Annotated in this window: 22 protein-coding genes; all 22 read right to left on the bottom strand. The window is 62.7% G+C overall.

Annotated features, from left to right (window positions below; genetic code table 11):
- Positions 1 to 34: 34 nt before the first annotated feature.
- The 22 genes from M0534_RS03215 to M0534_RS03110 all read right to left on the bottom strand — a co-directional run bounded on the left by M0534_RS03215 (position 35) and on the right by M0534_RS03110 (position 24,511).
- On the bottom strand, positions 35 to 736 hold the full coding sequence (locus M0534_RS03215; protein ID WP_248566977.1) for an AlbA family DNA-binding domain-containing protein: 702 nt from the start codon (positions 734 to 736) through the stop codon (positions 35 to 37).
- A gap of 3 nt (positions 737 to 739) precedes the next feature.
- Positions 740 to 4,045, bottom strand: a complete 3,306-nt coding sequence (locus M0534_RS03210) for a site-specific DNA-methyltransferase (RefSeq protein ID WP_248566976.1) — start codon at positions 4,043 to 4,045, stop codon at positions 740 to 742.
- A 76-nt stretch (positions 4,046 to 4,121) separates the two neighbouring features.
- The gene (locus M0534_RS03205; protein WP_248566975.1) at positions 4,122 to 5,279 is read right to left on the bottom strand and encodes a Fic family protein; all 1,158 of its coding nucleotides are present in this window, start codon (positions 5,277 to 5,279) and stop codon (positions 4,122 to 4,124) included.
- Between the two features lie 94 nt (positions 5,280 to 5,373).
- The gene (gene prpF, locus M0534_RS03200; RefSeq protein WP_248566974.1) at positions 5,374 to 6,564 is read right to left on the bottom strand and encodes a 2-methylaconitate cis-trans isomerase PrpF; all 1,191 of its coding nucleotides are present in this window, start codon (positions 6,562 to 6,564) and stop codon (positions 5,374 to 5,376) included.
- Positions 6,564 to 9,176, bottom strand: a complete 2,613-nt coding sequence (acnD, locus tag M0534_RS03195; protein WP_248567136.1) for a Fe/S-dependent 2-methylisocitrate dehydratase AcnD — start codon at positions 9,174 to 9,176, stop codon at positions 6,564 to 6,566. Before acnD ends, prpF begins: the two co-directional genes overlap by 1 nt.
- Before the next feature lie 45 nt (positions 9,177 to 9,221).
- Positions 9,222 to 10,352 (bottom strand): bifunctional 2-methylcitrate synthase/citrate synthase, encoded by a 1,131-nt coding sequence (prpC, locus tag M0534_RS03190; protein WP_248566973.1) that lies wholly within the window; start codon positions 10,350 to 10,352, stop codon positions 9,222 to 9,224.
- A gap of 53 nt (positions 10,353 to 10,405) precedes the next feature.
- On the bottom strand, positions 10,406 to 11,305 hold the full coding sequence (gene prpB, locus M0534_RS03185) for a methylisocitrate lyase (protein WP_248566972.1): 900 nt from the start codon (positions 11,303 to 11,305) through the stop codon (positions 10,406 to 10,408).
- Positions 11,302 to 12,294, bottom strand: a complete 993-nt coding sequence (locus M0534_RS03180; RefSeq protein ID WP_248566971.1) for a YhdH/YhfP family quinone oxidoreductase — start codon at positions 12,292 to 12,294, stop codon at positions 11,302 to 11,304. Before M0534_RS03180 ends, prpB begins: the two co-directional genes overlap by 4 nt.
- A 202-nt stretch (positions 12,295 to 12,496) precedes the next feature.
- Positions 12,497 to 13,921: a dihydrolipoyl dehydrogenase gene (gene lpdA, locus M0534_RS03175; RefSeq protein ID WP_248566970.1), complete on the bottom strand. Its 1,425-nt coding sequence runs from the start codon at positions 13,919 to 13,921 to the stop codon at positions 12,497 to 12,499.
- Between the two features lie 86 nt (positions 13,922 to 14,007).
- Positions 14,008 to 15,261: a 2-oxoglutarate dehydrogenase complex dihydrolipoyllysine-residue succinyltransferase gene (gene odhB / locus M0534_RS03170; RefSeq protein ID WP_248566969.1), complete on the bottom strand. Its 1,254-nt coding sequence runs from the start codon at positions 15,259 to 15,261 to the stop codon at positions 14,008 to 14,010.
- A gap of 39 nt (positions 15,262 to 15,300) precedes the next feature.
- Positions 15,301 to 18,132, bottom strand: a complete 2,832-nt coding sequence (locus tag M0534_RS03165) for a 2-oxoglutarate dehydrogenase E1 component (RefSeq protein ID WP_248566968.1) — start codon at positions 18,130 to 18,132, stop codon at positions 15,301 to 15,303.
- 301 nt (positions 18,133 to 18,433) lie between these two features.
- The gene (gene tatC / locus M0534_RS03160) at positions 18,434 to 19,210 is read right to left on the bottom strand and encodes a twin-arginine translocase subunit TatC (protein ID WP_248566967.1); all 777 of its coding nucleotides are present in this window, start codon (positions 19,208 to 19,210) and stop codon (positions 18,434 to 18,436) included.
- Entirely contained in the window at positions 19,179 to 19,550 is a 372-nt protein-coding gene (tatB, locus tag M0534_RS03155) for a Sec-independent protein translocase protein TatB (protein ID WP_248566966.1), read from the bottom strand. Before tatB ends, tatC begins: the two co-directional genes overlap by 32 nt.
- Positions 19,551 to 19,564: 14 nt before the next feature.
- On the bottom strand, positions 19,565 to 19,825 hold the full coding sequence (gene tatA, locus M0534_RS03150) for a twin-arginine translocase TatA/TatE family subunit (protein ID WP_248566965.1): 261 nt from the start codon (positions 19,823 to 19,825) through the stop codon (positions 19,565 to 19,567).
- 31 nt (positions 19,826 to 19,856) lie between these two features.
- On the bottom strand, positions 19,857 to 20,195 hold the full coding sequence (locus M0534_RS03145) for a phosphoribosyl-ATP diphosphatase (RefSeq protein WP_248566964.1): 339 nt from the start codon (positions 20,193 to 20,195) through the stop codon (positions 19,857 to 19,859).
- Complete coding sequence (gene hisI, locus M0534_RS03140) at positions 20,188 to 20,577, bottom strand: phosphoribosyl-AMP cyclohydrolase (protein WP_248566963.1); 390 nt, start codon at positions 20,575 to 20,577, stop codon at positions 20,188 to 20,190. Before hisI ends, M0534_RS03145 begins: the two co-directional genes overlap by 8 nt.
- A complete protein-coding gene (gene hisF / locus M0534_RS03135; RefSeq protein ID WP_248566962.1) occupies positions 20,574 to 21,386 on the bottom strand; it encodes an imidazole glycerol phosphate synthase subunit HisF in 813 nt (270 codons plus the stop codon). Before hisF ends, hisI begins: the two co-directional genes overlap by 4 nt.
- 7 nt (positions 21,387 to 21,393) lie before the next feature.
- Positions 21,394 to 22,134: a 1-(5-phosphoribosyl)-5-[(5-phosphoribosylamino)methylideneamino]imidazole-4-carboxamide isomerase gene (hisA, locus tag M0534_RS03130; protein ID WP_248566961.1), complete on the bottom strand. Its 741-nt coding sequence runs from the start codon at positions 22,132 to 22,134 to the stop codon at positions 21,394 to 21,396.
- A 29-nt stretch (positions 22,135 to 22,163) separates the two neighbouring features.
- A complete protein-coding gene (gene hisH, locus M0534_RS03125) occupies positions 22,164 to 22,817 on the bottom strand; it encodes an imidazole glycerol phosphate synthase subunit HisH (RefSeq protein ID WP_248566960.1) in 654 nt (217 codons plus the stop codon).
- Between the two features lie 48 nt (positions 22,818 to 22,865).
- Complete coding sequence (hisB, locus tag M0534_RS03120) at positions 22,866 to 23,459, bottom strand: imidazoleglycerol-phosphate dehydratase HisB (RefSeq protein ID WP_248566959.1); 594 nt, start codon at positions 23,457 to 23,459, stop codon at positions 22,866 to 22,868.
- 72 nt (positions 23,460 to 23,531) lie between these two features.
- Entirely contained in the window at positions 23,532 to 23,969 is a 438-nt protein-coding gene (gene dtd, locus M0534_RS03115; protein WP_248566958.1) for a D-aminoacyl-tRNA deacylase, read from the bottom strand.
- A gap of 44 nt (positions 23,970 to 24,013) precedes the next feature.
- Positions 24,014 to 24,511, bottom strand: coding sequence for a hypothetical protein (locus tag M0534_RS03110; protein WP_248566957.1), 498 nt, complete (start codon positions 24,509 to 24,511; stop codon positions 24,014 to 24,016).
- Positions 24,512 to 24,697 lie beyond the last annotated feature (186 nt).

Raw genomic sequence — 24,697 nt, 5'->3', positions numbered from 1 at the left:
AGTCGAGTTGAAAGCCAGGGAGTGCACCGTTGTCCTAGATCGCCTCTGTCTTGCCGAACATCAGCAGACCCGCCAACGTCAGACCAACCCGGCCGGTCTGTCGGTCCTTGCGCCATCCACCTAGCTTGGTCAGCAAGCCAATCTCATCTTCCACGAGCCAGGGGTGATCCGGCACTCGGGAAGCCACGCGGTTGCGGAACTGCTTGAGAGACGATGCATCCAGATCGTCGAATTCGAAAAGTTCGAGAATACGACTGTCGGCCGGCTCCTGATCAAGGCGATCAGCAAACATTTGCTGTACTTCGGCCTCGTTACACCGGAAATCTCCCTCATGGTTACGGCGATAACTGCCCCTGAAAGGATCAACACCGATATAAACCGGTCGCTCGCTGCGCGAGGCCCGTGGCACCTCAATCACCAGGATATAGTCGCCTTGGAAGACCTCTACAGCGACGTGGTTTTCCAGCAGGATATTCGCGCTAACCTTTTGACGATTGTTAACGGTGGTCCAGAACGCACGACGCAGATGCTCCACATCCGACGCCTTCAGGCCGGATGTAACAGCTCCCTCGTCCCCCTCCTTAACGCCCAGATAGACCACTCCCCCGGAGGTATTGGCAAAAGCACTGTAGGTTTCCCACAGATCCTTCGGCATCCCGCCACGCGCCGACTTGTATTCCGTATCGAAGCCTTCATGGCGAAGCAGTACCTCGAAGAGGCTCAGTTGCTCTGTCATGGATCAATCCAGCCGAACGACTTTCAGCGATTCGATGCCGCGGTTATCGACGATTTTCACCGCGATGCAGCGGTTATCGCCGGGCTCGAAGGGTAGCGATCTGGTGCCGTGGTACTTGCCCAGCAGCTCCTCGTTGAGCTCGGCGCGGATATCCTTCTTGAGCTTGTACCAGCCATCCTTCTTGCCGGCCATGGGGAAGAACACCTGGCGCGGGTAGAGGGAACGGTCGTCGTAGTCGGTATCCAGCTCCCACACGGCGATGTCACGCTTGCCACCGGACTTGAGTTCGCCGCTCTTGGTGTCGAAGTAGTCGAAGCCGTGCACCTCGACCTGCAGCTTGCCGTCCTTAAGCGCATGCACCTCGACATCTGGCTGGCCCATCAGCCAGAAGGATTCGTTGCTGCGGGCGTTCTTCTTGAGGTCCTCGGTAAGCAGGTCGGTGTTCATCTGCACTTTGAGGGCCTGGATGCCCTTGATGCTGTCGATGTCCTTGGCGGCCTCCGGGTCGAAGGTGAAGGCGCAGAACACCAGCAGCTTGGGCAGCGGGAAGAGGTCGCCGGCTTCGTTCTTGGCGATCTCCACCTGGCGTTGCTCCAGGGCGGCGTACTCGGGGCCGAAGCTGACGGCGACTCGCTCACCGGTCTCCGCCACCGTGCCGACCGCATGCAAATACTTGGCACCGGGCAGGGTCTCCAGGTCCATCAGCTTGAGGTGCTGGCCCCCCTTGCCGCGGATACCGGCCTTTAGCAGCTCTTCCCGCCACTGGGCATGGCGGGAGGTGGCCCCTGAGCGCGCCACCGCCACATCGGCCTCCTTGGGCTGCTGGGCCTCGTCCAGGCCCAGTACGGTGGCGAAGGGCACGGCCTCGACGGTGAAGGGGCCGGTGATGCGCAGCTTGTCGCGGCTCACCTCGGGCTGGTCGTAGAGCACCTCCTGGCCGGCATGGTTGGCGATGCTCTCGTCCATGCGGCGCTGCATGGTCTGAAGAGCGCCGTGGAAGGCCTCGAAGAGCGGCTTGGCGGACTCCGGCCACTCGTCGGGATAATCGAAGGGGACCTCCCACTCGAGCAGCTCGTTGACCTTGGCGGTCTCGCCTGAGGGCAGCGTAACCGCCTTGCTGTCGGGGGCGGCGAAGTCGACCTTGTCGCCCTTGCGGCCGCCCTCAGTGACAGTGAAGGTGATGGACTTGCCCTTGAGCGAGGCATTCAATTCGGCCAGGGCCTGCTCGATGGCCGGATGGTGCTGCTCGTAGAGCTCGTCGATCTCCGGGTTGTTGGCGATCGATTTCAGGGTGATATGCGGTACCGTCTTGTAGATAAAGCCGCCACCCAGCCCCTCCTGGGGGTACTTCAACTCGTAGTAGTCGTAGCTGGCGGTCATCAGGCGCTGCTTGGCCAGGGTGACGGCCACCCGGGAGGTGTCGCAGGTGACCCAGCGGCGCCCCCACTTCTCGGCCACGTAGGCGGTGGTACCGGAGCCGCAGGTGGGGTCCAGCACCAGATCGCCTGGGTCGGTGGTCATGAGAAGGCAGCGCTCTACAATTTTACCGGAAGTTTGCACTACATACTGCTTATCTTCAGCTCTACTGGAAAAGCGAACATCTGGCCAAAAGTTAGAGATTGGCTTTACGGGGAAATCTTCAAGATATCTAACGTAGCTAAGCATCTTGCCTCGCCATTCGATCCTTGAGGAGCGAAGAAGTCGAGGAAAGCCTGCCTCGCCAGTTTTCCAATAGCCGGTGATAGGTCTGACAGAAATCCCTTGGTAATTGACCGGGAAACTTCCTGGAGGCCGCTGAGAAACAATGTTGTCTTGACGATAACGTCTGGCATCAGTAGGGATTCTTGTTTCTGAAAGCCGCTCACTTTTTTTAAGCGGTCGCGTAGAGAGATCAGGGAATTTCAGCTTCCGGTACTCTGTAGACATCAAGTCTTCTTCGACCTTCTCCATCCAGGCTTTGTTGTATTTTACATACTCCCTTTCCTTGCAATACCAAAGCAAGTAATCACAGACATTTGGTAGATTTTCTGACTCTTGGGCGCTTGTTTTCACAACCGTGATCAAGCTCAAGAAATTTGCGTTAGAAAATGTCTCGTCAAGTAGGTTTTTTACTAAATGTATGTTTTCTTCAGAAATCTGAACAAACACCGATCCGCTCTCACTGAGCAGCTCCCGGGCCAACAGCAGCCGATCGCGCAGATAGGTGAGATAGGAGTGAATGCCCAGCTCCCAGGTATCCCGAAAGGCCTTGATCATCTCCGGTTCCTGCGTCAGGTCCTCGTCCTTGCGATCCTTGACGTCGCGCCTGTGGGTAAACGGCTGGAAGTTGGAGCCGTATTTGATGCCGTAGGGCGGATCGATGTAGATCATCTGCACCTGCCCGGCCATGCCTTCCTTCTGCAGCATGGAGTTCATCACCAGCAGCGAGTCGCCGGCGATCAGGCGGTTGGCCCAGTCACGCTCATGCTTGTAGAAGTCTATGGCCTCGCGTAGCGGCAGATTCTCGAAGGGGGCATGGAACATGTCGGGCTGGAAGGCGCTGCCGCCTTTCTTGCCGGCCTTCATGGGCTTCTGCACCTCGCCAAGGATAGTGGCGGGATCAATGCGCTCGTGAACGTGCAGGGAAACGGTATCGACCTCGAAGCTGGTGCGCTCGGCCTTGCCGGTCCACTGCAGGTAGGGGGACTGCAGGCGCTTGAGCTCCTCGAGGGCGGCCTTCATCTGCTCCTGGTCGCCGGAGGCCAGGGCATCGTCAATCAGGCGCTCGACTTGGGCGCGGGTCCTGGAGGAATCAAACTGCAGCTCGGGATCGAGATGCGGATCGTAGGCCCAGGTGGTCTTCTCCTCCACGCCGTCGCTGGCGGTATCCACCATGCCCACGTGGGGATTATTGGTGCGTTTCTCGTCATGGCGGTAGGCAAGCACCTGCGAGTCGGCCATATTCGATGTCGCCGGGCGGCGAGCCGCCTTTCTGGCCCCATGCGGCTTCTCGGCCAGGGGCAATTCAGGGGGGACGTCCTGCATGCGTAGCGACAGATCGACCGGTGGGTTGCCATCATTGACCGGCATGGCCGGAGACGGCTGCAGGGTGTCATCCCGTCGAAAGACCGAACCGCCACGGCCGCGTCCCCGGCCAAGCAGGCCTTCGTCGATCAGCGTGTCGCGAACCTGCTGATAGATGACCTGATCGACCTGTTCACCGGAACGGGCACTGATTTCCGCCATCAAGCGCACATTGCCGATGGGGCTGCCGTCTTTCGGCATCAGGGCTAAAATCAGCTCACGCAACTGCGCTTCGGAAATCGTCATGTTGCTACCCTGTTATTCAAATCGCACTGCTTTGCGGCATTTCAAGAGTATTCTCACGTCGGTGCGCCATAAAACGTCAGGAATCAGAGAACAGGTTCGTGTAATCCCGGTAGGCAAAACGCCGGTGACGCTTTCTACCGGTGACTTCCCGAAGGACCCGATGCTTTTCCAGCTCCTGGACGAGATTATTCGCCGAGGGATACGTCGTGCCGATTAACGCCTGTATCTCATTGACCGACACAATGGGATGATCAAACAGGTATTCCAGCACTTTGTGCCCATTGGCCGCGGCACGTCCGAAATGCGCGGTAATCAGATCCCTGTGCGCTTCGCGCAGTAACAGAATCTGTCGCGCCGTTTCCGTGGCCTGTTGACTGACTTCGGTGACTCCACGGAGGAAGAAGGCCAGCCATTGCTCCCAATCGCCGCGGTCCCTGACAGCCTGCAAGCGATCGTAGTATTCCTGACGGTGCCGTTTGAAATAATGCGACAGATACAACACTGGCTTGATCAATGCTTGTTTCTCGCAGAGCAGGAATGTGATCAGCAGCCGGCCGACTCTGCCATTGCCGTCAAGAAACGGGTGAATGGTTTCGAACTGGGCATGGGCGAGCCCGATTCGCACAAGCAGCGGCAGAGCTGAGTCGGCGTGCAGGAACGTCTCCAGTTCGCCGAGCAGGCGGGGGAGTTCCTGGGGCGGTGGGGGTACATACGTGGCCTCGGACAGCGTGCATCCCGCAGAACCGATCCAGTTCTGTGTGATTCGCGGCTCCCCCGGAGTCAGATGATGGCCTCGCACACCGTGCATCAACTCGGCGTGGATTTCCCGAATCAAACGCACCGAAACCGGCAATGACTTTAGCCGCTCAAGGCCATAATTCATGGCCCGGACGTAATTGACGACTTCGTTGACGTCGGAGGAGCCATCCCGGGAGAGAATTTTCGCTTCAGCCGCCAGCAGATCCTGCAATGAACTCTGCGTGCCTTCGATCTGGCTCGACAACACGGCTTCCTGGCGGACATACATCGCCACGAACAAGTCGGGATGCGGCAAGGTGAGTATCGAGCCGTCCAGGCGACCCAAGGCACGATCCGCCTGGGACAGGCAAAACTGGATCTCTCCATCCAGACGGATGGGCGGATCAGGCGGAAGCGGGGCCGGATGAAAAGCCCGGTAGCCGGTCGGCTGCCGAATGTACCGTCCTGCGCGCTGCGCCGAAGCCGACTCCTGCATGGCAAACCCTGGCTTTTATATGGGCGAGAAAGCGATCCTTAGTAAAGCATTGCTTTACTAAGGATCGCAAATACGTGCGGAGGGGTTCCAGCCTTTAATATGGGCCAACAAGGGTTTCCGGGGGCACCCGTACCCAGCCTTCCATCAGGATTCGGGCGCTGCGGCTCATCGTGGCCTGCCTGACGGTCCACTGGCCATCGGCTTCGGCCGCTTCGGCACCGACGCGCAGGGTGCCGGACGGGTGGCCGAAATGGACCGACTTTCGTTCGCCACCACCGGCGGCCTGATTGACGAGCGTGCCGGGAACGGCGGCGGCGGTGGCGATGGCCACGGCGGCGGTGCCCATCATCGCGTGGTGCAGCTTGCCCATGGACACGGCCCGGACCAGCAGATCAATGTCGGTGGCGTGGATCAGCGTGCCGCTCGATGCGCTGTAGTCGGCCGGTGGCGCGATGAAGGCCACTTTCGGCGTGTGCTGTCGGTTGGCGGCGGCCTCCGGGCTGTCCGCCAGCCCCATGCGGATCGAAGCGGTCTGGCGGATGCCTTCCAGGCGATCCAGTGAGCGGGCGTTGCCGTTGATCGCCTCCTGCAGTTCGGTGCCGCTGAAACCCAGGTCGGCGGCCCGCACGAAGGCTGTCGGGATGCCGGCGTTGATCAGCGTCGCCTCGAGCCGGCCGAAGCCCGGCACGTCCAGCGTGTCGACGGTTGCCCCGGTGGGGAACAAGGCCCCCTCGCCATCGGCGGGATCCATGAACACCACTGGGATTTCGGCAGCGGGAAAGGTCACGCCATCCAGTTCGAAGTCGCCGGTTTCCTGCACCCGGCCGTCGCTGATCGGCACCCGGTTGATCAGGGTCTTGCCGATATTCGCCTGCCAGATACGGATTTCGGCCACGCCGTTGTCGGGGATCCGGTCCGGATCGACCAGCCCGCCGGCAATAGCGAACGGACCAACTGCCGCCGACAGATTGCCGCAATTGCCGCTCCAGTCGACCACCGGCCGGTCGATGGCCACCTGGCCGAACAGGTAGTCCACGTCGTGGTCGGGACGCTCGCTCTTCGACAGGATCACGGTCTTGCTGGTGCTGGAGGTGGCGCCACCCATGCCATCGGTGTGCTTGGCGTAGGGGTCGGGGCTGCCAATCACCCGCAGCAGCAGGGCGTCCCGCGCCGGACCGGCTTGCTGCGCCGCCTCGGGCAGATCCTGCAGACGGAAGAATACGCCCTTGCTGGTGCCGCCACGCATGTAGGTGGCCGGAATGCGGACCTGGGGTGCCGCCGCCATCAGGCCCTCCGACTCTCGCCGCCGGCCTCGGCGGCCAGGAAGTCCTTGGCGAAGCGCTGCAGCACACCGCCGGCCTCGTAGATCGAGACATCCTCGGCAGTGTCCAGCCGGCAGATCACCGGGACCTCGGTGGTGTCGCCATCGCGGCGGTGGATACGCAGGCGCAGGCGTGCGCCCGGCGCCAGCTCACCGTCCACATCGAAGGTTTCGCTGCCGTCGATCGCCAGTGTCTTGCGCGTGGTGCCGCCCTCGAACTGCAGGGGCAACACGCCCATGCCCACCAGGTTGGTCCGGTGAATGCGCTCGAAACCCTCGGCCACGATGGCCTCGACCCCGGCCAGGCGAACGCCCTTGGCAGCCCAGTCCCGTGACGAACCCTGGCCGTAGTCGGCACCGGCAATGATGATCAGCGGCTGCTTCCGTTCCATGTAGGTTTCGATCGCGTCCCACAGGCGCATGACCTGGCCGTCCGGCTCCAGGCGGGTCAGAGAACCCTGCTTCACGGCACCATCGACCACCGCCATTTCGTTGATCAGCTTCGGGTTGGCCAGGGTGGCCCGCTGAGCGGTCAGGTGATCACCGCGATGGGTGGCGTAGGAATTGAAGTCCTCTTCCGGCAGACCCATCTTCGCCAGGTATTCGCCGGCGGCGCTGTCCGCCAGGATGGCGTTGCTCGGCGACAGATGGTCGGTGGTGATGTTGTCACCCAGCACCGCCAGCGGACGCAGCCCCCTCAGCGCCGGCTGCCGTGCCAGCGCACCCTCCCAGTACGGGGGGCGGCGGATATAGGTGCTTTCGGGCCGCCACTCGTAGAGCGGCGAAACCTCCGCCGCGGCCGCCGGCTGCAGACGGAACATCGGCGTGTAGACGCTGCGGAAATGCTCCGGCTTGACGTGTTCGGCCACCACCGCGTCGATCTCGGCATCGCTGGGCCAGAGGTCCTTCAGGGTCACCGGCCTGCCGTCGGCATCGACGCCGAGCGGATCCTTCTCGATATCGAAGCGTATGGTGCCGGCGATGGCATAGGCCACGCACAGCGCCGGCGAGGCGAGGAAGGCCTGCTTGGCGTAGGGATGAATGCGGCCGTCGAAATTGCGATTGCCGGACAGCACCGCCACCGAATACAGATCCCGATCGACGATCTCCTGCTGGATGGCCGGATCCAGCGCACCGCTCATGCCGTTGCAGGTGGTGCAGGCGAAAGCGACGATGCCGAAACCGAGCTGCTCCAGTTCCGGCAGCAGACCGGATTCCTCCAGGTAGAGCTGCACCGCCTTCGAGCCCGGCGCCAGTGACGTCTTGACCCAGGGCTTGCGCTGCATGCCGAGCGCATTGGCCTTCTGTGCCAGCAGTCCGGCGGCGATGACATTGCGCGGATTGCTGGTATTGGTGCAGGAGGTGATCGCCGAGATGATCACCGCACCATCCGGCATCAGGCCGTCGTCGCGCTGCTCGACCGGGCCGGCGATGCCGGCACTGGCGAGGTCGCTGGTGGCCACCCGCTTGTGCGGATTGCTCGGTCCGGCCATGTTGCGCACCACGGTGGACAGGTCGAAGCGCAGCACCCGCTCGAACTCCGCCGCCTCCAGGTCATCGGACCAGAGGCCGACGGTCTTCGCATACGTCTCCACCAGCTGCACCTGCTCCGGCTCACGCCCGGTCAGGTTCAGGTAGTCCAGGGTTTGCTGGTCGATGGAGAACATCGCCGCGGTGGCACCAAACTCGGGTGTCATGTTGGAAATCGTGGCACGGTCGCCGACCGACAGCGCGGCAGCACCCTCGCCGAAGAACTCCAGATAAGCCGAGATCACCCGCTCCTTGCGCAGGAACTCGGTCAGGGCCAGCACGATGTCGGTGCAGGTAATGCCCGGTGCGGGCTTACCGCTGAGCTCCACGCCCACCATGTCCGGCAGCCGCATGTAGCTGGGCCGCCCGAGCATCACACTTTCGGCCTCGAGACCGCCGACGCCGATGGCCAGCACGCCGAGGGCATCCACATGCGGCGTGTGACTGTCGGTGCCAACCAGCGTGTCCGGGAACGCCACGCCGTCGCGGGATTCCACCACCGTGCACATCTTCTCCAGATTGATCTGGTGCATGATGCCGTTGCCGGGCGGGATCACATCGACGTTGCGGAAGGCCTGCTTGGTCCAGTTGATGAAATGGAAGCGGTCGGCGTTCCGCCGCTCCTCGATGGCGCGGTTCTTCTCGAAGGCGTCCTTCTCGAAACCGGCATGCTCGACGGCCAGCGAATGGTCGACGATGAGCTGGGTCGGCACCACGGGGTTCACCTGGGCCGGGTCACCACCCTGGGCGGCGATGGCATCGCGCAGCCCGGCCAGGTCGACAAACGCGGTCTGGCCGAGGATGTCATGGCAGACCACGCGTGCCGGGAACCAGGGAAAGTCCCGATCCCGGCGGCGTTCGACGATCTGCCGCAGGCAGTCCTCCAGTTGGTCCGGCGAGCAGCGCCGGACCAGGTTTTCGGCAAGCACGCGCGCAGTGAAGGGCAGGCCCGCATAGGCACCGGGGCGAATCGCCTCCACCGCCTCGCGGACATCGAAATAATCGAGCCCGGTGCCCGGCAGCGGCTCGCGGTACTTGCGATTCATCGAATCAACCATGGCGGCAACTCCTGCGACGCTCCGGCGAGGACTTCAGCCGCGCTCGGCGATCGGTACCACCTTGCGCAGCTCAGGCCCGGTGTAGTCGGCACTCGGCCGGATGATGCGGTTCTTGGCCCGCTGTTCCATGACATGCGCGGCCCAACCGGTCAGCCGCGACATGACAAAGATCGGTGTGAACAGTTTGGTCGGGATGCCCATGAAGTGATAGGCCGAGGCATGAAAGAAATCTGCATTGCAGAACAGCTTCTTCTCCCGCCACATGACCTGTTCCACCCGCTCGGACACCGAATACAACACGGTGTCACCGACCTCCTCGGCGAGCTTCTTCGACCAGGCCTTGATCACCGCATTGCGCGGATCGGACTCGCGGTAGATGGCGTGACCGAAGCCCATGATTTTCTCCTTGCGCTCCAGCATGCCCATGATCTCGCGCTCGGCCTGGTCCGGGTCCGACCACTGCTCGATCATCGCCATCGCCGCCTCGTTGGCACCGCCGTGCAGTGGCCCGCGCAGCGAGCCGATCGCGCCGGTGATGCAGGAATGCATGTCCGACAGCGTCGAGGCGCAGACCCGGGCGGTGAAGGTCGAGGCATTGAACTCGTGCTCCGCATACAGGATCAGCGAGGTGTTCATCACATCGGCATGCAGCTGGCTGGCCGGCTTGCCGTGCAGCAACTGCAGAAAATGGCCGCCGATGGAGGCATCATCGGTGACCGGTTCGATGCGCACGCCGTCGTGGGAATACCGGTACCAGTAGGTGATGATGCTGGGGAACACGGCCAGCAGGCGGTCGGCCACGTCCTGTTGCTCGGAGAAATCCTGCTCGGTTTCCAGTGTGCCCAGCATCGAGCAGCCGGTGCGCATGACGTCCATCGGATGCGCATCAGCGGGAATCTGCTCCAGTACCGACTTCAGCGGATCGGGCAGATCACGCATTCCCTGCAGGCGCTTGAGGTAGGCGTCGAGCTGCGTCTGGGTCGGCAGTTCGCCGTGGAACAGCAGATAAGCGCACTCCTCGAAACTGACGTTCTCGGCCAGGTCGCGGACGTCGTAGCCGCAGTAGGTGAGGCCGGTTCCTTCCTTGCCCACGGTGCATAGGGCCGTCTCGCCGGCGCTCTGGCCGCGCAGGCCAGCAGTGGATGCGCGTTTCTTGTCGCTCATGGTCATTCCTGCTCCATCTCAGGATGCCGACGTCCTGCGCCTGGCATCGCCGTTCAGCCCTTGGTGTCATCACCCCGGAAGAGGGCGTCCAATTTGTCTTCGTAGGCGTGGTAGCCCAGCACGTCGTAGAGTTCCGCCCGGGTCTGCATGCGGTCGAGCACACCCGCCTGGGTTCCCTGGCTGCGAATCTCGCCGTACACGCTTTCGGCGGCCCGGCTCATGGCACGGAAGGCGGACAGGGGATACAGGACCATGGCCGCGCCGGCGTCACGCAGCTCGTCCACGGTGAACATCGGCGTCTGGCCGAATTCGGTGATGTTGGCGAGCACCGGCACCGAGACCTGATCGGTAAAACTGCGGAACTCGTCCAGCGTGTGCAGCGCCTCGGCGAAGATTGTGTCGGCGCCGGCCTCGACATAGGCGTGGGCGCGGGCAAGGGCCGCCTGCATACCCTCGGAGGCATGCGAATCGGTCCGCGCCATGATCACGAAACCCTCATCCTGGCGTGCATCCACGGCAGCCTTGATCCTGTCCATCATTTCATCCGAGGAAACCAGCGCCTTGTTGGGTCGATGGCCACAGCGTTTGGCGGCCACCTGGTCCTCCAGATGCACGGCGGCCACGCCGGCCCGCTCCATTTCCCGGACCGTGCGCGCAATGTTAAAGGCGCCGCCCCAGCCGGTGTCCACATCGACCAGCAGGGGCAGGTCGGTGACGCCGGTGATGCGGCTGGCATCCTCCACCACATCCGCCAGTTGCGTGATCCCGAGGTCCGGCAGACCGTAGGAGGCATTCGCGACACCGGCGCCGGACAGGTAAATGGCGCGGAAGCCCGCGCGCTCGGCGAGCAAGGCGGAAAAGGCGTTTATCGTGCCCGCAATCTGCAGCGGCTTTTCCTCGGCCAGGGCGTCCCGGAAGCGACGTCCGGCACTGGGCGGGTTGCCTGACGTCATGATGCGATCCTCACCAGGGTGCGGCCCCGACGCTTGCGTTCCAGCAATTCCTGGGCAGCCGGCAGCACGCCATCCAGTCCGACCTCGTCGGTGACCACGCTCTCCACGTCCGCCGGCTCCAACAGTTCCTCGACCCGGCGCCAGACTGCAAGCCGCAGGTCGCGCGCGCATTCCACCGAATTGATACCCAGCAGGCTCACGCCGCGCAGGATGAACGGCATCACCGTCGTATTCAGTTCGATGCCAGCGGCAAGGCCGACGGCGCCGATATTGCCCCAGGGCTGCACGGTGCGGGTCAGCCAGGTGAGCTGTTCGCCACCCAGGCTGTCCACCGCACCGCCCCAAAGGGCCCTTTCCAGCGGCCGCTTGCCGAGATCCTGATCCGCCGTCAGCAGGACGTCGCTGGCACCAAGCCCCCGGAGATAATCGGCCGCATTGGCCTTGCCGGTCAGCGCGGTCACCTGGTAGCCGGCGCGATGGAACAACCGGATTGCATAGCTGCCGACACCGCCGCTGGCCCCGTTGACCAGGATTGGCCCCAGGTCCGGATGCTGGCCGTTCTGCTCCATACGCACCAGCGCCATTGCCGCGGTGAAGCCGGCGGTACCGATGGCCATGACCTGGCGGGCGTCCCAGCCGTCGGGAATGGGTACGACGCTGTCGGCCGGCACGCGAGTGAATTCAGCGAAACCGCCGTCACGGGCCTCGCCGAGACCGCAGCCGGTGACAAGAACCGGCTCACCCGGTCGGAATCGCGGGTCCTCGGAGGTCTCGACAGTCCCGGCCACATCGATGCCGGCATTCATCGGCATCGAACGCATGATCTTGCCGGCACCCGTCACCGCCAGTGCGTCCTTGAAGTTGATACCTGACCAGGCAGCACGGATCAGTACGCTACCCTCACTGAGCTCATCGACCGGCATCTGCTCGATCCGGGCATCGACAGTCTTGTCCGCCGCGTGACAGCGCAAAGCCTTGAAAGAATCCATGTTTCACTCCGTCCGCTGGGAATTGACAGAAGTGTAGCCCACGCAAAAACGGTTTCCCAAATTCCTCTCAAATTAGCTAGTTAAGAGATTCAGGAAACAGGTTTGCGTTATCCGGACACGAGGCTAACGACGCCTTTTTATTAACAGGGACAATAAACCCTCGGATCACCAGGTCGGGCTGCGTCCTGGCCGGCCGTGGGCCTCAATTCGCCTTGTGGATGGCCCGACGGGTGACCGACAGCGCCGCTTCATGCACGGCCTCCGACAGCGTCGGATGCGCGTGAATGATCCGCGCCAGATCCTCGCTGCTGCCATGAAACTCCATGGCCACGACCGCCTCGGCGATGATCTCCGAGGCCTGCGGTCCGACAATATGCACACCAAGTATCCGGTCGGTTTCGGCATGAGCGATGATCTTGACCATGCCGGCCGTCTCTTCCATGGCCTGCGCACGGCCCGTTGCCGCGAAATTGAAGGTGCCGCTTGCGAAAGGAACACCGGCTGCCTTCAGCGACTGCTCGGTTCGCCCAACCCAGGCGATTTCCGGATGGGTGTAGATAACCCAGGGAATGGTGTCGTAGTTGACATGACCGCTTTGGCCCGCAATCAATTCGGCCACCATCATGCCTTCTTCCGACCCCTTGTGCGCCAGCATCGGCCCGCGCACCACGTCGCCCACGGCGTAGACGCCGGGCAGGTTGGTCTCGCAATTCTCGTCGACGTTGACGAATCCCCGCTCATCCAGCAGCAGGTTGGCATCATCCGCAGCAAGATTGCTGGTGTTCGGACGGCGGCCGACACAGACGATCAGCTTGTCCACCTGCACCGATTGCTTGCCATCCTTGTCCTCGTAATGCACCGACAGGTTCTTGCCCGCCTTGACGTTGGTCACACGGGCACCGAAGCGGATATCCAGCCCCTGGCTCTGGAACTCCTTCAAGGCGACACGCGAAACGCGGCTGTCCACCGACGGCAGAAACTGATCCATGGCTTCCAGCACCACGACCTTGGAACCGAGCCGGCTCCAGACGCTGCCCATTTCCAGGCCGATCACACCGGCACCGATGACCCCAAGGCGCTTGGGCACCTCGGTGAATTCCAGTGCGCCGGTGGAATCGACGATCCGCTCGCCATCCAGCGGCGCGGCATCGATATCGATGGGCTTGGAGCCGGCCGCAAGGATGATGTTGTCCGCCTGATAGACGGTAGTCTTGCCATCCTTGAGGGCCTCGACCTCGACCTGCTTGCCATCCAGCAACTTGCCGTGGCCCTGGATCCAGGTGATCTTGTTGGCCTTGAACAGTTGCTCGATGCCACCCGTCAGGTCCGAGACAACCTTGTCCTTGCGCGCGATCATCTGCTTCACGTCCAGACTGACGTCGCCGGCACTGATGCCATGGCCGGACAGCTTGTTGCGCACCTTGTCGTACTGTTCGGAGGAATCCAGCAGGGCCTTTGACGGGATACAGCCCACATTCAGACAGGTACCACCCAGCGCCGGCTTGCCGTCCTTGTGGACGTATCCCTCGACAACCGCAGTGCTGAGTCCCAACTGGGCACAGCGGATCGCTGCCACGTAGCCGGCCGGACCGGCACCAATCACGATCACGTCATAATTCTTAGCCATGCAGACTCCTCATGCGCCTGGATGTCGCATCGGGGCCAGATCAAGCGCCGTGTCGATCCGGCCCGACGGGGGAATATCGCGGTGCCTCAGACCTCGAGCAGCAGCCGTGCCGGGTCCTCGATCATGTCCTTAATCGTGACCAGGAAGCTCACCGCTTCCTTGCCGTCGATGATCCGGTGGTCGTACGACAGCGCCAGATACATCATCGGCCGCACCACCACTTCACCGTTCTCCACCATCGGCCGCTCCTGGATCTTGTGCATGCCGAGAATCGCGCTCTGTGGCGGATTCAGGATCGGCGTCGACAGCAGCGATCCGAAAATGCCGCCGTTGGTGATCGAGAACGTACCGCCGGTCAATTCCTCCATGCTGAGCTTGCCGTCGCGCGCCTTGACGCCGAGTCCGGCGATGGTCGATTCCACCTCGGCAAAGCCCATGTGATCGGCATCCCGCAGCACCGGCACCACCAGTCCACGCGGGGAGCTGACCGCGATACCGATATCGTAGTAGGCGTGATAGATGATGTCGGTGCCATCGATCGAGGCGTTTACGGCCGGGAACCGCTTCAAGGCCTCCACCGCCGCCTTGACGAAGAAGCTCATGAACCCGAGGCGCACGTCGTGGGCCTTTTCGAAGCGGTCCTTGTAGCGGCTGCGCAGCGCCATGATCGGTCCCATGTTCACCTCGTTGAAGGTGGTGAGCATGGCGGCATTGTGCTGCGCCTCGACCAGCCGCTCGGCAATCCGCTGCCGCAAACGGGTCATCGGTACGCGCCGTTCCTCACGTTCGCCACTGCTTGGCGGCACCGCCGGCTCCGGTGCCGGCGGCTCCGGACGTGGCGAGGAATCGCCGGCAGGTGTCGCGGGCTGCGGCGCGCTACCGGCGTCGGCACCATCACCCTCCAGGTGCCGCAGCACGTCTTCCTTGGTCAGGCGCCCGCCTGGTCCGCTGGCTTCTATGGCGATGGGGTTCAGGCCCTTTTCGGTGACAAGCCGACGGACAGCCGGGGACATGTCAACTTTTTCCGCAGCCTCCGACGTTTCCTCGACCGCCTCGGGCTGCGGTTTCGGCTCGGACTTGCCTGCGCCGTCGGACTTCGCGGCGCCCTCTTCAAGCAGGCCCAGAACCTGATCCGCGGTGACCGTCTCGCCCTCCGGGGCCTTGATGTCACCGAGCGTGCCCGCTGCCGGCGCCGGCACCTCCAGTACGACCTTATCGGTCTCGATATCAACCAGGTTCTCGTCACGTGCGACGGCATCGCCCGGCTGCTTGTGCCAGCTCACAACGGTTGCCTCGGACACGGATTCCGGCAGGGCCGGCACTTTGATCTCGATACTCATCGGCTGTCGTTTCTCCGCTTGTCTCGGTCTTGGGCCCCGTCAGCCCGCGGTCAGCGCCTCGTCCACCAGGCGGCGCTGCTGCTCGTGATGCACCTTCGGCGAACCCACGGCCGGTGAGGCGGAGGCCTCGCGACCGGCGTACAGCAGACGCTGGCTGTCCTTTACGCAGTTCATGATCGGATGCTGAATGGAATACCAGGCACCCTGGTTCTTCGGTTCCTCCTGACACCAGACCACGGTCGACGCCTTGCCGTAGCGCCGCCGCAGCAACTGGGACAATTCCTCGTCCGGAAACGGATACAACTGTTCCAGGCGAATGATCACGGTGTCCTGCAGTTCGCGCTTGCGACGTTCAGTCAGCAGGTCGTAATAGACCTTGCCGGTGCAGAGCACCACCCGCTTCACGTCCTTGACCTTGAGCTCGTCGATCTCGTCGATGACGTTGTGCCAGCCACCGCCGGTAAGGTCATCCAGGCTTGACGTGGAAAGCTTGTGCCGCAGCAGGCTCTTCGGTGTCATGACGATCAGCGGCTTGCGGAACCGACGCACCACCTGCCGGCGGATCATGTGGAAGAACTGGGCCGGGGTGGTCGGCACACAGACCTGGATATTGTGATCGGCGCACAGCTGCATGAAGCGCTCGAGCCTCGCCGAGGAATGCTCCGGCCCCTGGCCCTCGTAGCCGTGAGGCAGATACATGGTCAGCCCGCAAAGGCGCCCCCACTTGGTCTCGCCAGAGGTGATGAACTGGTCGATGACCACCTGTGCGCCGTTGGCGAAATCGCCGAACTGGGCCTCCCAGATGACCATGGTTTCCGGGTCACTGGTGGCGTAGCCGTACTCGAAGCCGAGCACGGCCTCCTCGGACAGCAACGAGTCAATGATGACGAAGTCGCTGGGCTCGTTGGTGATGTGCTTGAGGGGTACGTGGACACTGCCATCGACCGCACTGTGCAACACCGCGTGCCGGTGGGAGAACGTACCCCGGCCACTGTCCTGGCCGGTGAGTCGAATCCGGTAGCCATCACGCAGCAATGTAGCGTAGGCCATGGTTTCGGCGAAGCCCCAGTCCAGCGCCAGGGCGCCGGCACCCATGCGGGCACGGCTGTCGATGATTGCGGCAACCCGAGGGTTGAGCTCGAAGCGCTCCGGCAGGGTGATCAGGTTCTCCGCCAGCTCGCGCACGGTCGTGTTGGCCACCGCGGTATTCACCGCCTCGTCCCAGCGGCCACGGAAATAGCGCGACCAGTCCACCGCGAAATCGTTGCGCGCCCCGGCAACCTGGCGAGGCGCCACCACCTGATGCGCATCCAGCGCATCACGGTAATCCTGGATCATGGTGTCGGTATCGTCTTCGCTCAGGACACCGGCACGCACCAGCCGACCGGCGTACAGCTTGCGGGTGGTCTTGCGCTTCTTGATCTTGCTGTACATCACCGGCTGGGTCGCGGCTGGCTCGTCGGCCTCGTTGTGTCCGTGCCGGCGGTAGCAGACCAGGTCGATGACCACGTCCTTGCGGAAGCGCTGGCGGTAGTCCATCGCGAGCTGCGCCACCGCGACCACGGCATCCGGATCATCACCGTTTACATGGAAAATCGGCGCCTGCACCATCTTCGCCACCTCGGTGCAGTACATGGTCGAGCGCGTATCCAGTGGATGCGAGGTGGTGAAACCAATCTGGTTGTTGATGATCAGGTGCACGGTGCCGCCGGTGTAGAAGCCGCGTGCCTGGGACAGCTGGAAGGTTTCCATGACCACGCCCTGGCCGGCGAACGCGGCATCACCGTGGACCAGCACCGGCAGCACTTCCTCGCCCAGTTCGTCGCGGCGCCGTTGCATCCGGCCGCGCACCGAACCGATCACCACCGGATCGACGATCTCGAGATGCGAGGGGTTGAAGGCCAGGGCCAGGTGGAGCGTGCCGGACTCTGTGCGTATGTCGGAGGAGTAGCCGAGGTGGTACTTCACGTCGCCGGAGCCGGCGTACTCCAGATTGAAGTTGCCCTCGAACTCCTGGAACAGCTCCGCCGGGGATTTGCCGAGCACATTGATCAGGGTGTTCAGCCGGCCCCGGTGCGCCATGCCCAGCACCATTTCACGGACGTTGTGCGTACCAGCCCGCTGGATCAGCTCGTCGATCAAGGGGATGAATGATTCCGCGCCTTCCAGGGAGAAGCGTTTCTGGCCCACATACTTGCTGTGCAGATACTTCTCGATGCCTTCCGCGGCGGTCAGCCGCTCCAGCACTTCGCGGCGCTTCTCCGGCGGCAAGGTGGGCTTGCCCCGGGAGCGCTCCAGCCGCTCCTGAATCCAGCGCTTCTCCACCGTATCGGTGATATGCATGTATTCGGAGCCAATGGTGCTGCCGTAGGTCTTCTTCAGCACCTTGATGATGTCGCGCAGCGGCATCTGATCAGCGGCGAACAGGGATCCGGTATTGAACGACCGATCCATGTCCTCTTCAGTCAGGCGGTGAAATTCCGGTTCCAGATCCGGCGCTGGCGGAATGTCACGCAAGTCCAGCGGATCCAGATCCGCCGCCTGATGACCCCGCACCCGCCAGGCGTTGATCAGCCGTAACACCGCCGCCTGCTTCTCCGCGTCCCTTGGTGACAGGCCGCCTCCGTTACCCGCAACACGTGCCCGACCGTTGTTCCGCGCATTCCGTGCGAACTCGGCGCGAATCGGGCTGTGCGGAATTTCCCGCGCCTGCCGCGGCGCCCCATCCTCCAGCCCCTGAAAGTAGGTGCGCCACTTCTCGGGCACCGAGGCCGCATCCTGCAGATAGCGTTCGTAAAGGTCCTCGATGAAAGTGGCGTTACCGCCGCCGAGGTAGGACGTGCGCTGCAGCTTGTCGAAGGACTGTTTCATGGAAGTCGACACCTGGGGGCCACGGAAGAAATGACGTCGGGGAGGGCAAGAGACATGGCTCCCGGCCCGATTCGCGACGGATTGACACGGTTCGCGCGGGTTCGCCGGGGGCGCCACTGGAGGCGATTTCCAGAAAAACTTACTTCCATGTCAGTTTCATGTCTCTAACGGCCGTTTTTGGAAACAGTTTGCCGTGCACCGGTTTCAAAATAACGCGGCGCAGCATGAAAAGGCAAGCCATGAAAGGACTTTGCGTTGTAAAGGGGCAGAGGAGGCGACCACGCGCAGGCGTGCGAATAAATCAGCGTTTCCCTAGGGGGGGAGTGGATTCGGCCTGGTCGTCCGCCGCGTTGCGGTACCAGCGGGACAGCACCAGACCAAGCTCGAACAGCAACCAGACCGGAATCGCCAGCATGACCTGGGAAATGATGTCGGGGGGAGTCAGCAGCATCCCCAGCGCAAATGCCGCGACGATCACATAAGGCCGTTTGGCCGCCAGTGCCTGGCGAGTAGTGGCGCCGGTACGGATCAGCAGCAGGGTGGCGATGGGAACCTCGAAGGCGATGCCGAACACCAGCAGCATGGTCAGCACGAAATCCAGATACTCGCTGATATCCGGCTGGTAGCTCACACCCAGCGGCGTGACGCCGGCAAAGAACTGATACACCAGGGGCAGTACCAGAAAGTAGGCAAAGGCAGCTCCCAGATAGAACAGCAGGGTGCTTGAAATCAGCAGAGGCCAGACCAGTTTGCGTTCATGCCGGTAGAGACCCGGGGCGACGAAGGCCCAGAGTTGATACAGTAAATAGGGGATGACAATGAAGATGGCTGCCACCAGCGACAACTTCATCGGGATCAGAAACGGACTGGCCACCTTGATCGCCATCAGCTCGCCGCCGGGCAGGACCGCCCGCAAGGGCTCGGAGACAAAGGAGAAAAGGCGGTCGTAGAACGGATAGATGCAGAGAAAGGCGATCAGAACGGCGATCACCGCCCGCATGAGCCGGCTTCGCAGCTCAAGCAGATGGCTCAGGAACGGCTTGTCTTCATCCAGATCGGGTTTCTGATTCTGATCCATTGTCCTTGTCCGGACCCTTCTCCGTCTCGGTCTTGGCCGATCCGGCGTCCGTGTCTGACCGGCGAGCCCCCGAGGCAGGGTCACCAGCGGCGCGCTTGCCACCACCGCTCATCACATCCTGGTTCAGGTCAAGATCCCGCTTCAGATCACGCTCGGCCTTGCGCAACTCGTCCAGCTGCACCTCGCGCTCGACCTCGTCACGCACCGAATTGAACACGGACCGCGCCTTGCCGACATAGGCCCCGAGTGTCCTGGCAAGCCGCGGCAGACGCTCTGGCCCGACAACGATCAGGGCCACAAGCAGAATCAGGACAATCTCCGGAAAACTGGCGTCGAACATGCGCCGCTACCTCACTAGGAGGAGGAACGGTCTCCGGACTTGCTCTTCGTCTCGGTCGGCTTGTCCTCGGCCCGGCTCTCGAGACGCGCCGATTCGGCATCCTGCTCATCCTTGCCCTCGGCGTCCTTGTCACCCTCGTTCATCGCCGAGCGGAAGCCCTTGATCGCGCCACCAAGGTCGCCACCGATGTTTCGAAGCTTCTTGGTGCCGAACAAAAGCAGCACGATGACCAGAATGATCAACAACGAGCCGACGCTGATTCCACCAATACCCATGGGTCAAGTCCTCCGGGGCGGTGCCCCTTGATTAGGATTCACGGGACGCTTTCTCATCCAGTCCCGACAGGCCGAAACGGCGCTCCAGTTCGGCCAGAACGTCAGCCGAGGACAGATCACACGCGGCCAACATAACCAGTGTATGGAACCACAGATCGGCGGTCTCATAAACAAGCGCAGACCGGTCCTCGCCCTTGGCCGCAATGATGGTTTCGGCGGATTCCTCCCCCACCTTCTTCAGGATTGCATCCAGACCCTTGTGGTAGAGCGACGCGACATAGGAACTGTCCGGATCGGCCTCCCGCCGCGCCTGCAGTATCTCGTCCAGCGCCGCGAGCACGGCACGCGATCGGTCGTCGTATTCAGCCATAAATCTCGTCCGGGTCCTTGCTGACCGGATCCACGGTGATCCAGCCATCGTTCTCGTCAAGCCGGCGGAAGAAACAACTCCGGCGGCCGGTGTGACACGCGATATCTCCGTGCTGACGAACGATCAGCAGAATCACGTCACTGTCACAGTCGGTCCTGATTTCCGTCACCGCCTGGGTATGGCCGGAACTCTCGCCCTTGTGCCACAACCGGCCCCGCGACCGTGACCAGTAAACCGCTTCACCGCCGGCAGCCGTGGCCGCGAGCGCCTCGCGATTCATCCAGGCGACCATCAGCACGCGGCCGTCATCGGCGTCCTGGGCAATGGCCGGCAACAGACCATCGTCTGCCCAGCGCAACTGATCGAGCCAATCGGCATTCATGCCTCGGCCTTCCCGGTGGCGAGCTGGCGGATCGGAACACCGCGGGAGGCCATGTGCCGCTTGGCCTCGGCCACCGTGAAGGTGCCGAAATGGAAGATACTGGCCGCAAGCACCGCATCGGCACCACCCTGCAGCACACCATCAACCAGATGGTCCAGCGTACCGACGCCGCCCGAAGCAATGACCGGAATCGGCACGGCGTCGGCCACGGCACGGGTCAGGGCGAGGTCGAACCCTTCCCGGGTGCCATCCCGATCCATGCTGGTGAGAAGGATCTCGCCTGCACCGAGCTCGGCCATTCGTGCCGCCCACTGGACGGCATCCAGCCCGGTTCCGCGACGTCCGCCGTGGGTGAACACTTCCCAGCGCGGCGGCTCGTTGTCGGCGCTGACACGCTTGGCATCGATCGCCACCACCAGGCACTGCGAGCCGAAACGCTCGGCGCATTCCCGCACCAGTTCCGGCTTATGGATCGCGGCGGTGTTGATGCCCACCTTGTCGGCGCCGGCGTTGAGCATGCGCCGCACATCGGCCGGCTTGCGAATGCCGCCACCGACAGTCAGCGGGATGAACACCTCGCTGGCCACCTGCTCGACCACGTGCACCATGGTGTCGCGGTCGTCGGAGCTGGCCGTGATATCGAGAAAGGTGATTTCGTCGGCACCGGCGGCATCGTAGCGGCGGGCCACCTCCACCGGATCGCCGGCATCACGGATATCAACGAACTTGACGCCCTTGACCACGCGCCCGCGGTCGACGTCGAGACAGGGAATGATGCGACGGCAGAGGCCGGAAGGCGAGACACTCATCGACGCCTCACGAATCCATCAGCCCGTTGGCCAGCTTCTGCGCCTCGACCAAGTCCAGCTTGCCTTCGTACAGCGCGCGACCGACGATCGCGCCGGAGACGCCATCGGCAACCGCATCACACAGGTCACGGACATCATCCATGTTGCTGACGCCGCCCGAGGCAATCACCGGAATGCTGACGCTTTTCGCCAGCTCGCGGGTCGCACCGGTGTTCACGCCCTTCATCATGCCGTCACGGCCGATGTCGGTGAACACCAGGGCCTCGACGCCGGCCTCCTCGAAGCGCCGCGCCATGTCCACGGCGTCATGCCGCGACATCTTTGCCCAGCCCTCGACCGCCACCTTGCCGTCGCGGGCATCAAGCCCGACGATGATGCGACCCGGAAACTCGAGACAGGCCTCGTCCACGAAATGCGGCGAACGCACCGCCTGCGTGCCGATGATCACGTAGTCAACTCCGACATCGATGTAGGTCTGGATGGCCTGGAACTCGCGAATACCGCCCCCGACCTGGATTTCCACATCCGGGAAGGTTTCGGCAATCTTGCCGATGATATCCGCGTTGACCGGAAAACCCTGCACAGCCCCGTCCAGGTCGACGATGTGAATGCGCCGACTGCCGGCGTTAATCCAGCGTTCCGCCATTGCCACCGGATCATCGGAGAACACCGTTTCCTGATCCATATTGCCCTGGCGCAAACGCACGCAGCGGCCGTCCTTCAGGTCGATGGCGGGTATCAATAACATCAAGGCTCTCGCTTCGGCTCGATTCAGTGTTAGCCGCCGGACTCACCGTCCCAGCGCGCGAAATTGGCCAGCAACGTCAATCCGGCATGCTGGCTTTTTTCCGGATGAAATTGCGTCGCGACTATATTCTCGCGCGCGATGGCGGCGGTAAAGGGCACACCGTACTGACAGCGGCCAATGGTCAGTTCATCCGGCAGCAATTCGACGAAATAGCTGTGCACGAAATAGAAGTGGCTGTTGTCCGGAATATCGCGCCAGATGGGATGCGCCTCCGCCTGTTGCACGGTGTTCCAGCCCATATGCGGCACCTTGCCGGGGGCAGCGATGCCGGCTGCGGAAAATCCATCGCGAAAATGCCGAACGCGGCCGGCAACCAGTCCCAGCGCGTCGACGCCAGCATTTTCCTCGCTGTGTTCCAGCAGTGCCTGCATACCCATGCAGATTCCCAGCAACGGCTTGCTGGCGGCAGCCTCGAGGATCACGGCGTCAAGCTCCAGCCGCTTGAGTTCCGCCATGCAGTCGCGGATGGCGCCCTGACCCGGGAACACCACCCGGTCGGCTCGCCGCACCTGCTCCGGTTCATGCGTGATGATGACGCGGGCACGGTCATCGACATGCTCCAGCGCCTTGGCCACGGAGCGCAGATTACCCATGCCGTAATCGATGACTGCGATAGTGCTCATGCGTGACTCGGGTGGTGCGGGCCCGTCCGAACGGACGGGCCCGGGGTTTCAGAGGCTTCCCTTGGTGGACGGGGTAATGCCCTGCATGCGCGGATCCTGCTCGGCAGCCATACGCAAGGCCCGACCCAGGGCCTTGAACACGGTCTCGATCTGATGATGCGAGTTATCGCCGCGGATATTGTCCACGTGCAGCGTCAACTGTGCATGATTGACCAGCCCCTGGAAGAACTCCTGGAACAGGTCCACATCGAACTGTCCCACACGGGCGCGGGTGAACGGCACATGGAACTGCAAGCCGGGCCGACCGGAGAAATCCACAACCACCCGAGACAGGGCCTCGTCCAGCGGGCAGTAGGCATGGCCGAAGCGGCGAATACCGGTCTTGTCGCCCAGCGCCTTCAACAGGGCTTGCCCCATGGTGATGCCCACATCCTCCACCGTGTGGTGGTCGTCGATGTGGGTATCACCGGTGGCCTGGATGCTGAGGTCTATCAGGCCATGGCGCGCAACCTGCTCCAGCATGTGCTCGAGAAACGGAACCCCGATATTGAGGTCGGCAGTACCGCTGCCATCCAGATCGAGACTGACGCGGATCCGGGTTTCCCGCGTGTTGCGCTCGACCGAAGCGGTCCGATCAGCCATGACTGACACCCCGTGTGAGAGAGAAAACGGGGCGCATCATAGCACAGCACCGGATGCTGGATGCCGGCGCGCTCAGCTTTCCAACCAGAAGGTCACCGGCCCGTCATTAACGAGTTCCACCGCCATGTCGGCACCAAAACGTCCACTGGCCGCTGGCCGGTGCATCGAGGCGGCCTGCGCCACCAGATAAGTGAACAGCGCCTCGGCCTGATCCGGCGACGCCGCGGTGGAAAAGCCGGGTCGCGTGCCCTTGCGCGTCTCTGCCGCTAACGTGAACTGCGGCACCAGTAGCAGGCCGCCGCCGCAGTCCCGCAGGCTGCGATTCATGCGTCCCTCGGCATCGGCAAAAACCCGGTAGCCAAGCATCCGCTCGAGCAGCCGGTCGGCCTGGGATACATCATCATCACGGCGCACCCCGATCAGCGCCAACAGACCGGCCGGAATTTCGCCGATCACGGCTCCGTCAACGCTGACCCGGGCACGACTGACCCGTTGAATCAGGCCGATCACGAGGCCGCGGCGCCAGCCTCGCAAGCGGTGGTCAGGTCAGTCACTCAGCGGCCCCCGCCCATCTGGTCCTGTGCCATCTTGGCCCATTGCTGGAGTGTCTCCTGGGCCCGCTCGGCGGCCTGCTGCCAGGCTTCCATGACTTCCCTGCTCTGCTCCTCCCATTGCTCCACGCCGGGTTTCGGATCCATGGTCCGCATGCTCTCGAACCAGGCAGACCAGAGCTTCTCCTGGGATTGGGTCCAGTTCTTCATCATCTCCTGCATGCGGGCATTGAGATCCTTCATCGCGGCGGGCATCTGCTGCTCGGCGCCACTCTGCTCGGACAGTTTGCTCGCCCACTGGGCCTGCGCCTCCAGGGCCTGTTTAACCGACTGTTCCCAAGCCGCCAGCTGCTCCTGGTACTGGGCCTGAACCGCCTCATTCCCCGGCAGCCCCCCGCCACTACTGAACTGACGAACGGACTGCATCCACTTGTCCCACATCTCCTGCTGCGTCTTGGTCCATGACGTCAGCATGTCTTCCATCTGGTTCTTTCCGCTCATCTGCTTTCTCCTTGTTGCGTCGTTCCGACAACCCGCCAGCGGCAAGCCCCTGGCGCGGGAGGGCGATTTGGCACCCGGCCAACGAAGCCTAGTACACTCATGCCGTCGCCGACATGGTCTCGCACCGGTCAGAGCATCAGCCGGCGCTTCCTCTGGCACCAACTCTGCGTAGCTGATCATTGATGC

The organism is Methylonatrum kenyense, from assembly GCF_023195885.1.
GTDB lineage: Bacteria > Pseudomonadota > Gammaproteobacteria > Nitrococcales > Aquisalimonadaceae > Methylonatrum > Methylonatrum kenyense.
The sequence above is the reverse complement of the archived record's forward strand: the minus strand, read 5'-3'. Positions and strand labels throughout refer to the sequence as shown.

Coding starts and splice junctions, on each gene's coding strand:
- M0534_RS03215 (WP_248566977.1), bottom strand. CDS start 736: ATGACAGAGCAACTGAGCCTCTTCGAGGTACTGCTTCGCCATGAAGGC.
- M0534_RS03210 (WP_248566976.1), bottom strand. CDS start 4,045: ATGACGATTTCCGAAGCGCAGTTGCGTGAGCTGATTTTAGCCCTGATG.
- M0534_RS03205 (WP_248566975.1), bottom strand. CDS start 5,279: ATGCAGGAGTCGGCTTCGGCGCAGCGCGCAGGACGGTACATTCGGCAG.
- prpF (WP_248566974.1), bottom strand. CDS start 6,564: ATGGCGGCGGCACCCCAGGTCCGCATTCCGGCCACCTACATGCGTGGC.
- acnD (WP_248567136.1), bottom strand. CDS start 9,176: ATGAATCGCAAGTACCGCGAGCCGCTGCCGGGCACCGGGCTCGATTAT.
- prpC (WP_248566973.1), bottom strand. CDS start 10,352: ATGAGCGACAAGAAACGCGCATCCACTGCTGGCCTGCGCGGCCAGAGC.
- prpB (WP_248566972.1), bottom strand. CDS start 11,305: ATGACGTCAGGCAACCCGCCCAGTGCCGGACGTCGCTTCCGGGACGCC.
- M0534_RS03180 (WP_248566971.1), bottom strand. CDS start 12,294: ATGGATTCTTTCAAGGCTTTGCGCTGTCACGCGGCGGACAAGACTGTC.
- lpdA (WP_248566970.1), bottom strand. CDS start 13,921: ATGGCTAAGAATTATGACGTGATCGTGATTGGTGCCGGTCCGGCCGGC.
- odhB (WP_248566969.1), bottom strand. CDS start 15,261: ATGAGTATCGAGATCAAAGTGCCGGCCCTGCCGGAATCCGTGTCCGAG.
- M0534_RS03165 (WP_248566968.1), bottom strand. CDS start 18,132: ATGAAACAGTCCTTCGACAAGCTGCAGCGCACGTCCTACCTCGGCGGC.
- tatC (WP_248566967.1), bottom strand. CDS start 19,210: ATGGATCAGAATCAGAAACCCGATCTGGATGAAGACAAGCCGTTCCTG.
- tatB (WP_248566966.1), bottom strand. CDS start 19,550: ATGTTCGACGCCAGTTTTCCGGAGATTGTCCTGATTCTGCTTGTGGCC.
- tatA (WP_248566965.1), bottom strand. CDS start 19,825: ATGGGTATTGGTGGAATCAGCGTCGGCTCGTTGTTGATCATTCTGGTC.
- M0534_RS03145 (WP_248566964.1), bottom strand. CDS start 20,195: ATGGCTGAATACGACGACCGATCGCGTGCCGTGCTCGCGGCGCTGGAC.
- hisI (WP_248566963.1), bottom strand. CDS start 20,577: ATGAATGCCGATTGGCTCGATCAGTTGCGCTGGGCAGACGATGGTCTG.
- hisF (WP_248566962.1), bottom strand. CDS start 21,386: ATGAGTGTCTCGCCTTCCGGCCTCTGCCGTCGCATCATTCCCTGTCTC.
- hisA (WP_248566961.1), bottom strand. CDS start 22,134: ATGTTATTGATACCCGCCATCGACCTGAAGGACGGCCGCTGCGTGCGT.
- hisH (WP_248566960.1), bottom strand. CDS start 22,817: ATGAGCACTATCGCAGTCATCGATTACGGCATGGGTAATCTGCGCTCC.
- hisB (WP_248566959.1), bottom strand. CDS start 23,459: ATGGCTGATCGGACCGCTTCGGTCGAGCGCAACACGCGGGAAACCCGG.
- M0534_RS03110 (WP_248566957.1), bottom strand. CDS start 24,511: ATGAGCGGAAAGAACCAGATGGAAGACATGCTGACGTCATGGACCAAG.